12 protein-coding genes are annotated in these 12,631 nt (G+C 67.1%); 10 read left to right on the top strand and 2 right to left on the bottom strand.

The genetic code is table 11. The features are described from left to right. Window positions 1–52: 52 nt before the first annotated feature. The 10 genes from aroQ (at window position 53) to AC51BJ_RS18090 (ending at window position 10,349) form a co-directional block, all read left to right on the top strand. A complete protein-coding gene (gene aroQ, locus AC51BJ_RS18135) occupies window positions 53–571 on the top strand; it encodes a type II 3-dehydroquinate dehydratase (RefSeq protein WP_430432697.1) in 519 nt (172 codons plus the stop codon). Between the two features lie 44 nt (window positions 572–615). Continuing rightward, complete coding sequence (gene accB / locus AC51BJ_RS18130; RefSeq protein ID WP_019915468.1) at window positions 616–1,068, top strand: acetyl-CoA carboxylase biotin carboxyl carrier protein; 453 nt, start codon at window positions 616–618, stop codon at window positions 1,066–1,068. An 11-nt stretch (window positions 1,069–1,079) separates the two neighbouring features. After that, a complete protein-coding gene (accC, locus tag AC51BJ_RS18125) occupies window positions 1,080–2,441 on the top strand; it encodes an acetyl-CoA carboxylase biotin carboxylase subunit (protein WP_304013155.1) in 1,362 nt (453 codons plus the stop codon). After that, window positions 2,438–3,385, top strand: a complete 948-nt coding sequence (prmA, locus tag AC51BJ_RS18120) for a 50S ribosomal protein L11 methyltransferase (protein ID WP_430432695.1) — start codon at window positions 2,438–2,440, stop codon at window positions 3,383–3,385. Before accC ends, prmA begins: the two co-directional genes overlap by 4 nt. Further along, a complete protein-coding gene (locus AC51BJ_RS18115; RefSeq protein ID WP_496281158.1) occupies window positions 3,385–4,614 on the top strand; it encodes a DUF3426 domain-containing protein in 1,230 nt (409 codons plus the stop codon). Before prmA ends, AC51BJ_RS18115 begins: the two co-directional genes overlap by 1 nt. Before the next feature lie 48 nt (window positions 4,615–4,662). After that, entirely contained in the window at window positions 4,663–5,166 is a 504-nt protein-coding gene (gene tpx / locus AC51BJ_RS18110; RefSeq protein ID WP_496281157.1) for a thiol peroxidase, read from the top strand. Between the two features lie 57 nt (window positions 5,167–5,223). Beyond that, a complete protein-coding gene (locus AC51BJ_RS18105) occupies window positions 5,224–5,610 on the top strand; it encodes a diacylglycerol kinase (RefSeq protein ID WP_496281156.1) in 387 nt (128 codons plus the stop codon). Between the two features lie 354 nt (window positions 5,611–5,964). Continuing rightward, the gene (locus tag AC51BJ_RS18100) at window positions 5,965–7,500 is read left to right on the top strand and encodes a sensor histidine kinase (RefSeq protein WP_496281155.1); all 1,536 of its coding nucleotides are present in this window, start codon (window positions 5,965–5,967) and stop codon (window positions 7,498–7,500) included. Then, entirely contained in the window at window positions 7,457–8,071 is a 615-nt protein-coding gene (locus AC51BJ_RS18095) for an ANTAR domain-containing response regulator (protein ID WP_430432690.1), read from the top strand. Before AC51BJ_RS18100 ends, AC51BJ_RS18095 begins: the two co-directional genes overlap by 44 nt. A gap of 184 nt (window positions 8,072–8,255) precedes the next feature. Further along, entirely contained in the window at window positions 8,256–10,349 is a 2,094-nt protein-coding gene (locus AC51BJ_RS18090) for a putative bifunctional diguanylate cyclase/phosphodiesterase (RefSeq protein WP_496281154.1), read from the top strand. Between the two features lie 382 nt (window positions 10,350–10,731). On the opposite strand, the gene AC51BJ_RS18085 is transcribed toward AC51BJ_RS18090, so the two are convergent. Together AC51BJ_RS18085 and AC51BJ_RS18080 are read right to left on the bottom strand one after the other, a co-directional pair. Beyond that, complete coding sequence (locus tag AC51BJ_RS18085; RefSeq protein WP_496281153.1) at window positions 10,732–12,432, bottom strand: APC family permease; 1,701 nt, start codon at window positions 12,430–12,432, stop codon at window positions 10,732–10,734. A gap of 51 nt (window positions 12,433–12,483) precedes the next feature. Continuing rightward, the coding region (locus tag AC51BJ_RS18080; protein ID WP_496278932.1) for a TorF family putative porin at window positions 12,484–12,631 on the bottom strand (148 nt) is incomplete at its 5' end.

Here is a 12,631-nt window from a genome sequence, read left to right as displayed (position 1 = left end):
CGAACCCGGCCCGGCTGGACAATCTGACGCGAATTCCGGCAAACTTGCCGCCATGCAGCCAACAACGCGCCGCAAGGCGACCAAACCTGCCACGCAGCCGGCGGCGCAGGATGCGACCCCCAATACCCGTCGCATCCTCGTGCTGCACGGGCCCAACCTGAATCTTCTGGGCACGCGGGAACCCGAAATCTACGGTCATCTGACGCTCGCCGACATCGACGCGAAGCTGAAGGTGAATGCGCTTGCTGCCGGCGTATCGCTCGAATGTTTCCAGAGCAATCACGAGGGCGATCTGGTCGGCCGCATCCAGGCTGCCCGGAGCGAGAGCGTCGATTTCATCCTGATCAACCCGGCCGCCTACACGCATACCAGTGTGGCCATACGTGACGCGCTGGCTGCGGTCGCCATTCCGTTCGTCGAGGTGCACCTGTCCAACGTGCATGCGCGCGAAGCATTCCGGCACCACTCCTATCTGTCGGACATCGCAATCGGCGTGGTGTGTGGTCTGGGCGCCTACGGTTACGAAGCCGCGCTCGAATTCGCGCTGCGGCGGCTCGACACCAGAAAATAAACACTCGCCGGCACAACGAAGGCCGGCTTACGCGGGGATACACCATGGATTTGCGCAAACTCAAGAAGCTGATCGACCTCGTCCAGGAATCCGGCATTTCCGAGCTGGAAGTGACGGAGGGCGAGGAAAAGGTGCGGATCGCCAAGCATCTGCCGGCACCGGCCGCCCAGGCCACCTATGTCGCAGCGCCCGCGCCGGTCGCCGCCGCAGCCGCGCCAGCTGCCGCCGCGCCCGCTGCACCGGCCGAAGCCGCTCTGCCGGAAGGCCATGTCGTGAAGTCGCCGATGGTCGGCAGCTTCTACCGCTCGTCGTCGCCGGGCGGCAAGGCCTTCGTCGATGTCGGCCAGTCGGTGGCGATCGGCGAAACGCTGTGCATCATTGAGGCGATGAAGCTGATGAACGAAATCGAGTCCGACGCCGCTGGCGTCGTGAAGGCCATCCTGGTCGAGAACGGCCAGCCGGTCGAATACGGCCAGCCGCTGTTCATCATCGGCTGAGCGACCTCCCCATGTTCGGAAAAATTCTGATCGCGAACCGTGGCGAGATTGCGCTGCGCATCCTGCGCGCCTGCCGCGAGCTGGGCATCCGCACCGTGGCGGTGCACTCCGAAGCCGACACCGAGGCGAAGTACGTCAGACTGGCCGATGAATCGGTCTGTATCGGCCCGGCGCCGTCCGGCCAGTCCTACCTGAATATCCCCGCCATCATTTCGGCCGCCGAAGTGACGGATGCGGAAGCCATCCACCCCGGTTACGGCTTCCTGTCCGAGAACGCCGATTTCGCCGAGCGCGTCGAACGCAGCGGCTTCGTGTTCATCGGCCCGCGCCCGGAAACCATCACGCTGATGGGTGACAAGGTATCGGCCAAGGACGCGATGAAGGCGGCCGGCGTGCCCTGCGTGCCCGGCTCCGAAGGCGCGCTCGGCGACGACCCGAAGGAAATCGTCCGCATCGCGCGTTCCATCGGTTACCCGGTCATCATCAAGGCGGCCGGCGGCGGCGGCGGACGCGGCATGCGTACCGTGCACACGGAGGCGGCACTGATCAACGCGGTGCAGATGACCCGTGCCGAAGCCGGCGCGGCGTTCAACAACCCCGCCGTGTACATGGAGAAGTTCCTCGAGAACCCGCGCCATATCGAAATCCAGGTGCTGGCCGACGCACACGGCAACGCCGTCTATCTGGGCGAGCGCGACTGCTCCATGCAACGCCGCCACCAGAAGATCATCGAGGAAGCACCGGCCCCCGGTGTTCCGGCACGGCTGATCGCCCGCGTCGGCGAGCGCTGTGCCGAAGCCTGCCGCCGCATCAACTACCGCGGCGCCGGCACCTTCGAGTTCCTGTACGAGAACGGCGAGTTCTATTTCATCGAAATGAACACCCGCATCCAGGTCGAGCACCCGGTGACCGAACTGATCACCGGCATCGACCTGGTGCAGGAGCAGATCCGTGTCGCGGCCGGCGAGAAGCTGCGCTTCAAGCAGCGCGACATCAAGCTGACCGGCCACGCGCTGGAATGCCGCATCAACGCCGAAGACCCGTACAAGTTCACGCCCAGCCCGGGCAAGATCACCGGCTACCACCCGCCGGGCGGCCCCGGCGTGCGCGTCGATTCGCACGTGTATCAGGGCTACACCGTGCCGCCGCACTACGATTCGATGATAGGCAAGGTGATCACCTACGGCGACACGCGCGACCAGGCCATCCGCCGCATGCGCATCGCGCTGTCGGAAATGATCGTCAGCGGCATCAAGACCAATATCCCGCTGCATCAAGAGCTGATGCACGATACCCGCTTCATGGACGGCGGCACCAGCATCCATTACCTCGAGCAGAAGCTCGCGGCGCAGGAAGCGGCCAAGGTCAAATGAGCGAGTCCGGGGAACAGCGGGCCGAGGAGCAGGGCGAGCCGACATCAGCCGGCGGCTGGATCACGGTCACGCTGCTGGCCGATTCGGCCAACGCCGAAGCGCTGTCGGACGCGCTGCTCGAAGCGGGCGCGCTGTCGGTCGACATCGAGGACGCCGACGCCGGCACGCCGGATGAAAAGCCGCAGTTCGGCGAACCCGGCATGCCGGTCGCCGTCGAGCTGTGGCCGCATTCGCGCATCCACGCTCTGTTCGACCGCGACGCTGACTACGCGACCGCGATGGCCGAGGCGGCGGAACAGGCCGGCCTGACCGCACCGCCCCCTTACACGACCTCGCCGCTGGACGAGCAGAACTGGGTGCGCATCACGCAGGCTCAGTTCGAGCCCATCCCGGTATCGAAGCGGCTGTGGATCGTGCCGTCCTGGCATGACCAGCCCGACCCTGCGGCGATCAACATCACGCTCGACCCCGGCATGGCCTTCGGCACCGGCTCGCACCCCACCACCCGGCTCTGCCTGGAATGGCTGGATTCGGTCATCCGTGGCGGCGAAACGGTGATCGACTACGGCTGCGGTTCCGGCATCCTCGCGCTCGCCGCGGCCAAGCTCGGTGCGGCGCGCGTGACCGGCACCGACATCGACCCGCATGCGATGGACGCCGCGCGCTACAACGCGGAGCGCAACGGCGCCACGCTCGAGCTGCTGCATTCGCGCGAGAACATCGACCACACGGCCGACGTCGTGGTGGCCAACATCCTGGCCAATCCGCTCACCGTGCTGGCGCCGCTGCTGTGCGGCCTCACGCGCAGCGGCGGACGCATTGCGCTGTCCGGCATCCTCGCCGCGCAGACCGACATGGTGCGCGCCGCCTATCGCCCGGCCTTCGAACTGGAGGTTGCCGGCGAGCGGGAAGGCTGGGTGCTGCTGACCGGGACGCGCGTCTGATGCTGTCCCGCTGCCCGGCCTGCGCCACCGTCTTCCGCGTCGACACGGTGCAGCTCCGGGCACGCGAGGGCCGCGTGCGCTGCGGTCGCTGCCACACGGTATTCGACGCGGTCGACGCGATGGTGGACGTGCCGCTCCCGAAAAGCGGCGACACGCCCACGCCCGCCGTCGCAGCCCTCGCAACGCCGCCCACCACCACCGAAATCGAGAGCGCTGCACCGGTCGCGGACGAACCGGAACACAGCCACGCCACGCTGACTTTCGCTGCAGAACCGGACATCGAACTGCGGGCGGACGACCCGGCCGCCATCACCACCGACCGGCTGGACCTCGACGTCGGCAGCGCCGACGTGCCGCCCTCGCCGCAGCCCGGCGACAGCATGGAGGCGCTGGTCGAACGCACCACCGACTACTGGCAGACGCGCGCCGACGACACGGCGCCCGCAGAAGCCGCAGAAGCCGCTGAGGCCCCTGAGGCCGTTGAAGCCGCCGCCGATAACGAAGCTCCCGTCGACGACCATCCGGTCACGGCCGCCGCAGGCGATACGGCGCCCGAGCCCGATCCGGACGTCACGCAGCCGCTGGACATCGTCGAACTTGAAGCCGCGCCGGCCCCCGACGACGACATCGTCGCCGCGCCCGCGCGCGATCCCCTGCTCGACCCGCCGCCGGCGCTCGAACCGGTGCGCGACCCTGCGGTACAGCGCATCCGCCGCGAACTGTATGGCGAAGACCAGACGCCGCGCCGCAGCGCGCTGAAGACGGTGCTGTGGAGCGTGGGCATCCTGCTGCTGGTGCTGCTGGCCGCTGCCCAGTTTGCCTATCTGTTCCGCACCGAACTGGTGATCGCGCAACCGGCGCTCAAGCCGCTGTTCGAACAGGCCTGCGCCCGCGTCGGCTGCACGCTGCCGGCGCCGCGGCGCGCCGACCTGATCAGCATCGAGTCATCGGAGCTGAATCCGGACACCGAACGCGCACCGCTGCTGCGCCTGAATGCGCTGCTGCGCAACGGCGCCACGCACGCGCAGGACTGGCCGCACCTCGAACTGAGTCTGACCGACACCAGCGACCGGCCCATCGTGCGCCGCGTGCTCGCTCCCGCCGACTACCTGCCGGCCGACCGCCAGGGCAGCGAATTCGCGGCGGCATCGGAACAGGCGGTCAGCGTGCTGGTCGACCCGACCGACACCAACGCCGGCGGCTACCGCCTCTACGTCTTCTATCCCTGATCGACCGATCGGGCCCCTCGCAGCGCCACGCACCAGGAGGAACACCCCATGACCCAGACCGTCACGCTCGCCGGCAATCCCATCCACCTCGCCGGTCACTTCCCTGCCAAGGGCACCAAGGCGCCCGCCTTCACGCTGGTCGGCACCGACCTGGCCGACGTGTCGCTGGCCAGCCTAGCCGGCAAGCGCAAAGTGCTCAACATCGTGCCCAGCCTGGACACCCCGGTGTGCCAGACATCGACCCGCAAGTTCAACGAACAGGCGGGCAGCATCGCCAACACCGTCGTACTGGTCGTTTCCGCCGATCTGCCGTTCGCGATGAAGCGCTTCTGCGAGACCGAGGGCCTGCAGAACGTGCAGTCGCTGTCGACGCTGCGCGGCCGCGAGTTCATGGCCAATTACGGCGTCGAAATCATTGATGGCCCGCTGGCCGGCCTGACCGCGCGCGCTGTGCTGGTGCTCGACGCCGACGACACAGTGCTGCACGCCGAGCTGGTGCCGGAAATCAAGCAGGAACCCGACTACGCCGCCGCACTGGCTGCGCTGAAGTAAGTCCTTCCGCAGGGCGCCGACCGGCGCCCTGCAACATTTCCGTCCCAAGCTGTGCCGATGCAAGAAAGTCCGTTCAAGGGCAAGACCGGTCTGCGCCGTCTGCTCAATGCCACCCGCTACTCAGCCGAAGGTCTGGGTGCCGCCTTCCGTCACGAAGACGCCTTCCGCCAGGAAGTGATCGCCGCCGTGCTGCTGCTGCCGCTCGCGCTGTGGCTCGGCAACAGCGGTGTCGAACGCGCGCTGATGGTGTTCTCGGTGCTGCTGGTGCTGATCGTCGAGCTGCTCAATTCCGCCGTCGAAGCCACCGTCGACCGCATTTCGCTGGAGAACCACGCGCTCGCCAAACGCGCCAAGGACATCGGCTCTGCCGCCGTCATGGTTTCTCTGCTCAACCTGCTCCTCGTGTGGGCACTGGTGCTGTGCGCCCGATTCTGGAGCGGCTGAGCAGCCGCCGCTTCGGCACCTTTCGCCGGCGGCCACGGCCGCCGACGCGCTGTATTCCGCCGCCGCCGGGCACGTACACCGCCCTCGACGGTCAGCCGTGATCACTTCCCGTCGCTGTCGCCGCCATCACCAGCAGGCGCGCAGATCGTTTTCCCATCCACTCCGGAACCCGATCGTTACAAATGGCCGCAGCAAAGCATTTCGTGGCCTGAATCCGCCGACGCGCTTGCGCTAAACTTGAATTGAAAAGTGCCACGCATCAGGTGGCAACGGATTTGCGTACGCTCAGCGCCCGGCCCCAGCGCGAAGCTTTCGAGTACGGCAGAACAGGCGCAGCCAGGGGGGCGCACCACGATGGTTCGCGAATTTGCATTCCCAGCAGCACCCGCACCGGGTCTTCCGGGCGGCGAGGTCGCAGGCACGCGACAGGGAAAGAGCGAGCGCGACGCCGATGCCATAGGCATCCCCGCCTTCCCCGACCTGTTCGAGGGCATCGCCGACGCCCTGCTTCTGATGACGCCGCGCGGCGTGATCATGCACATGAACGGTGCGGCGAGCGAACTGCTGGGCTACCGCCCCGCGGAAGTCGCCGGCAAGCACGTATCCATGCTCTACCCGCCGTCCGAAGAGACGCGCATCCAGGCCTGTTTCGACGAACTGGCGATGCGGCGCAGCACGCGCTACCTCGATGGCGTGGCGCTCACCCGCGACGGTGAAGCAGTCGCGGTCGACGTCGTCGGCTCGCGCATCGAGTTCGCCGGCGGACCCGCGGTCATCGCGGTCGTGCGCGACATCCGCGAACGCAAGCAGGCCGAAGCCGCGCTGCGTGCGGCGCAGGAGCGCTTCTATCTGCTGGCCGAGCACATCCGCGAAATCTTCTGGGTCAGCGACCCGCACACGCGTGCGCTGTACTACGCCAGCCCCGCCTTTTCGGACATCAGCGCATTGCCGAACGGCGAACAGCCCGGCGACCTGAACGGCTGGGCACAGGCGGTGGCGCCGCCCGACCGATCGCGTTTCGAAACCTTTCTCGCTGCCCAGGCGCAGGGTGAGGTGGCGCAAGTCGAGGTGCGCGTCGCCGACCGCAAAGGCGGCCTGCGCTGGCTGCACTGCCGCGCCTTCCCGTGGCAGGCGCAGGACGGCCATGCACGCGTAGCGGGGGTCGCCGAGGACATCACGGCGCGCAAGGAAGCCGAGGCGCACCGGCTCGCGCAGGCCGAACGGCAGCGCGAAACGCTGGTGCGTGAGGCGCACCACCGCATCAAGAACAGCCTGCAGGGGGTGGTCGGACTGCTCCGCCGCTGCGCCGGGCAGCACCCGGCGCTCGCCCACGCGCTGACCGGCGCCATCAGCCAGGTTCGATCGATCGCCGTCATCCACGAGCTGCAGGGCAGCCAGGCCGGTGCACCGGTTCAGCTCGGCGAATTCCTGCGCATGGTTGCCGGCAGCATCGAGGGCCTGTTCGACGCCCGGGTGAAGCTCGACGTGCGCGACCTCAGCGCCTTCGAACTGCGTCTGGCCGACAGCGAAGCGGTGCCGCTGGCCATCGTGCTCAACGAGCTGCTGATGAATGCGGTGAAGCACCGGCAGATCGACCGCGACGCCGGTGTGGACGTCGAGCTGTCGACGGACGACGACGGCGCACTCATCGTCATTGGCAACGGCGGCGAGCTGCCGCCCGGCTTTGATTTCGCCGCGCGGCGCGGCCTCGGCCAGGGCCTCGAACTGCTGGCCGCGCTGCTGCCGACCGAGCACGCCACACTGGATTTTCGCCAGCAGCCGGGACGCGTACTGACGCGCCTCGCGCTGCGGCCACCCATCATTACGTTTGACGAGACCCGCGACCATGCACACATACGACGACACCAGCCCGCAACTGCTGCTGGTTGAAGACGACCGGCTGAACGCAGCCACGCTGGGCGACGGGCTGCGCGCTCACGGCTACGGCGTCCATGTCGCACGCTCGGCCGAAGAGGCGCTGGCGCTGCTCGGGACGACGCGCATCGATCTGGTCATCCTCGACGAGAAGCTGCCGGGCATGACCGGGCTGGAGTTCGCGGCGGTACTGCGCGAGCACCATGGGCTGCCGCTGATCTTCCTGACCGCCTTCGGCGATCCGGGTCGGGTGCGCAGCGCCATCGAACGCGGTGCGCTGGCTTATCTGGTCAAGCCGCTCGACGTCGAACAACTGCTGCCCACGCTGCGCACCGCACTGGCGCGCTCGGAAGAGCTACGCCAGCTGCGCAGTACCGGCCAGCACCTGCAGCGCGCGCTCGACGAGCGGCGCGAAATCAGCATCGCCGTCGGCATCCTGATGGAGCGTCTGCGCATAGACCGCCAGCCCGCCTTCGAAATGCTGCGCAAGACAGCGCGCGCCCAGCGCCGACGCATCGAAGACGTCGCCAAGGACATGATGCAGCCGCTTGCCGGCGGTACGCCGCGAGCCGGCGCCGGTCAGTAGCCCTCTGTCTCCCGTGAGAGGATCGCGACGACAGGCCTCAAGCAGCCCTGTGCGCGAACCGTAAGCAGCAGAAGAAGGCGCGTCGCAGAGCGCGCAGAAGGGCCCGAACCCCGCCCGACATTCAATGCATCCTGACCCGGACACACGGGTTCAGGACGCTGCCATGTAGACCGGGGGATGCACGATGGCCGTCGTTTCCGCACTGTTCAGCTGCAGCGCCATGGACATGCCATGCACGCAGCACGTTTCCTTCCCTGATGCCTTCAGCGTCGCCGTCGGCGACGCGCCGCAGGCTGCAACGACGGCATTGCTCAGGCTTTCCCACGAGGGCCGGATCATCGACCACACCGGCTGGCCCGACACCTTGACCGACGTCCGCGGGCAGCCGGTGCACCGTGTGTTCTGCGAACTCGACAACGACGGCGAGTCGGGCTGGCCCGCCTTCCGGGCCGGTTGCGGCAACGCGGTGAGCCGGCAGATCTGGCATCTGCATGACGGAGGTCGTCCGGTCTGCGTCGAGTGCGCTCCGCTGCCCGGCGACGCGAGCGGTCACTGGCTGCTGCGCGTCAGCCACGGCACGCCGGAGGACGCCGCGCAGCGCGAACTTCGCCTGCTGGCGCGCGCGGCGCACCAGGCCGGCGACGCGGTGCTGATCACCTGTGCCGGCGGCCTGATCGAGTACGTGAATCCAGCGTTCGAGCGCAGTACCGGCTACTCCGCCGAGGAAGTGCTGGGGCGCTCGCCCGGTCTGCTCAAATCGGGCCTGCACGGCCCCGACGTCTATGCCCGACTGTGGCGTGCACTGCGCAGCGGCGAGGTGTTCCGCATGGTGTTCACCAACCGGCGCAAGAACGGCGAGCTGTATCACGAAGAGAAGACGATCAGCCCGATCCGCGACGCACAGCAACGGATCAGTCACTACGTCGCCACCTCGCGCGACGTCAGCGAGCGCATCCGCGCGCAGGACCAGCTGGAGTATCTGGCAGGTATGGACGCGCTGACCGACCTGCCCAACCGCCGGCTGTTCACCGACCGGCTGCGCCAGGCCATGCGCCGCGCCATGCGCACCGAGTGCCCGCTGGCCGTGCTGTTCATCGACCTCGACCGCTTCAAGGTGATCAACGACACCTTGGGCCACAGCGTCGGCGACGCGCTGCTGACCGAGGTCGCCGCACGGCTGCGCGGCTGCGTGCGCGCCTCGGACACGGTGGCACGACTGGGCGGCGACGAGTTCACCGTGCTGCTGGAAGAGACCGGCGACCGCGCGGCCGTCACCGAGATCGCGGAGAAGATACTGGCGGCCCTTGCCGAAGGCGTGCGCGTGCAGGGGCGCGAATTCTTCGTCAGCGCCAGCGTCGGCATCGCACTGTTCCCGGAGAACGGTCACTCGGTCGACGAGCTGCTCAGCCGCGCCGACCTGTCGATGTACCGCGCCAAGGCGGCGGGCCGCAACACCGTGCGCTTCTACGACCAGAGCATGGATGCGCACGCGCACACCAATCTGTCGGCGGAGATCGCGCTGCACGGCGCGCTCGAACGGCGCGAGTTCTTCCTCGTCTATCAGCCCATCATCGACACCCGCACCGGCCGCGTGGCGACGATCGAGGCGCTGCTGCGCTGGAACAGCCCGACCGAGGGTGTGGTGCCGCCTGACCGCTTCATTCCGCTGCTGGAGGAAACCGGACTCATCGTGCCGGTCAGCCGCTGGTCGCTGCGCGAAGCGCTGCGCGACCTGCGCATGCTGCAGGCGACACAGCCGCAGCTGCACCTCGCCTTCAACCTGTCGGGCCGGCAGTTGCGCGACGACGACCTGGTGAGCGACATCGCCGGCGCGCTGCGGGAAGCCGGTGTCGATCCGCGCATGCTGGAGCTGGAGATCACCGAAAGCACGCTGATGGAGGACATCCCGCGCACCACCGACATTCTCGGCGCGCTCGACACCATGGGCATCAGTCTCGCCATCGACGATTTCGGCACCGGCTACTCGTCGCTCGCCTATCTGATGCGCTTTGCAGTGCGCACGCTGAAGATCGATCGCAGCTTCGTAAGCCAGCTGCGCAGCAGTTCCGACGCCGTCACCATCGTGCGCGCCATCACCTCGCTGGCCGACAGCATGGGGCTGGAAATCGTCGCCGAGGGTGTGGAAACGCCGGGGCAGCTGGCGCAGCTGACCGAGCTCGGCTGCCACCGCCTGCAGGGCTATCTGTTCAGCCGACCGGTGCGCCCGGAAGAACTGCTGTGCCTGAGCTGTTTCAACCCGGCCACCCCGCAGACCTGAGCGCAGGCCTGAGAAAAAAGAAACCGGCAGGTGCTGACCAGGAGGAGCTGGCTGCACGTGCCGGTGAAGGTGAGGAGAGTTGGTTGTCCCGACGTTCACGCCGGGACCTGCGCATCCGGCAGGAATGCACCCCGCATTCCCGCTTGCTCCGCCTGAGTGCGTCATTCGACGATTCAGGCAGGGCAGAGCGATTATCTGCATGCGCCATCGGCCGGACAATTCTCAAGAGGGAGTAAGCCATTCTGGGTAGGCGTGCGCAGACAGCGGGCGCCGCGAAACCAAAAGAAAACCGGCATCGACAACTCCCGCAGGAGTGGCCGATGCCGGCAAGTGCGGACATCGTTCCGCGGCCGTCACGCGAACGCGCGACGGCTCTGCTGCATCAATACACCGCCATGTTGTGCGCGATGATCACCACCGCGACGCCGGCCGCCAGCGTGATGTAGGGCAGGATGCCAGCACGCTTGCCGCCTTCCGCCAGCTGGTCGTTCAGGTGCATGTCCTCCAGCATCGCGTCCGGGAACTTGCCCTTGTCCTGCACGTAGTGGCGATACAGGAAGACCGGGATGATCAGCGACGCGAACACCAGACCGGCGGTCAGCGTGCCCGCGCCGTAGATGTCTGCACCGAGACCCATCAGCGCGAGGTTGACGAAACCGAGCACGACGCCGATGCCGAGGATGATCTTCGGCGCCTTGAACGGGCGGTCCCAGTCCGGACGGTCGATGCGGTGGATCCAGCCGGAGTTCAGGTTCAGGAAGTTGAACATGATGTAGCCGACGTTGGAGCAGGCCAGCACGAACACGTAGTCCGACATCAGCAGCAGGATCAGGTTGAAGCCCAGATCCGTCCACATCGCGCGGGTCGGTGCGCCGTGTTCATTGACGTGCGACAGGTAACGCGGCAGCCAGCCATCGACCGAAGCCTGGTACAGCGTGCGCGACGAACCCGCCATCGAGGTCATGATGGACAGCAGCACCGCCAGCACCAGCATGACGACCAGCACATTGGCCACCACTTCGCCACCGCCGACCATGTGCGACATCACGTTGGCCACACCCATGCCGCTGTAGACATCGGGTGCCAGCATGCCGCTGTAGACCGCCGGCGTGCTCACCGTGCCGTCCGCTTCGACCACCGGCGGCGTCACCACCTCACCCAGGCCGAGATGGCCCTGGAAGGCGAGCGGCACCAGCGTGAACACGACGATGCACAGCAGACCCGAGTAGAAGATGGCCTTGAAGGTGTCCTTCTTCGGATCCTTGAACTCGCGGGTGTAGCAGACCGCCGTTTCGAAGCCGTAGGTCGACCACGCGGCGATGAACAGGCCGCCTGCCATCAGCGTGACGCCCGCCATGTTCCAGGTGCCATCGACCACCAGACCGTTCTCGTAGGCGATGGGCACCATCGGCGAGAAGTGGGTCGACGGCATGTCGCCGGACAGCAGCGGCACCAGCGCGATCAGCATCAGCGGAATCAGCGCCGTGACGCCAAGCACCATGGTCGTACGAGCCGAACGCAGGATGCCGCCGTGCTGGATGCCGAACACCGCCAGCAACAGCACGACGCCGACCAGGAAGGTCGCGTTGATGCGCAGTTCGAGCCCGGACTTGATGAAGCTCAGGTCGACCAGCGTCAGCTGCCAGGTGTTGATCGCCGCATCGGCCGGGAACAGCGCACCGAGGATATAGCCGGCCGCCAGACCGGAACCGATGGCAAGCACCGGCGACCAGGCGAACCAGTTACACCACACCGACACCGGCGCGATGATCTTGCTGTAACGCACCCAGGCGACCGCGCCATACACCGAAGCGCCACCCGACTTGTGCGGGAACAGGCCGGCGATTTCGGCATAGGTGAAGGCCTGTATGAAGCCGAAGCCGATCGACAGCGCCCACACCATCCACGACGGCTTGCCGACCGTAGCGGCGATGGCGCCGATGGAAAACAGCACCAGCGCCGGCACGCCGCTGGCCACCCAGAACGCACCGGTCCAGTCGATCTTCCGGTGCAGTGAAGCACTTTCGGCGCGGCTGGCCGACCGTACCGGCGCCGCTCCGATTACATCCGCATTGCTGCTCATGTCATATCCCCCTTGTGCGCAAGGGGCCGCATCGCTGCGGCCCCCTGGTCATCAGAACGTGCGCTTCACGTAGATCAGCCACTTGCTGTCGCCGGTGTCCTTGCAACGGATGCCGTTGTCGCAGATGGTGTAGAAGTTCTTGTCCGCGTTCGTATCCACATACGCCACCGCCGCCTGCCAGCCCCCTTCGAAGTTCTTC

This window comes from Methyloversatilis sp. S146-33 (assembly GCF_059552495.1).
Note: the sequence above shows the minus strand (reverse complement) of the source record. Positions and strands in the feature narration are given on the sequence as shown.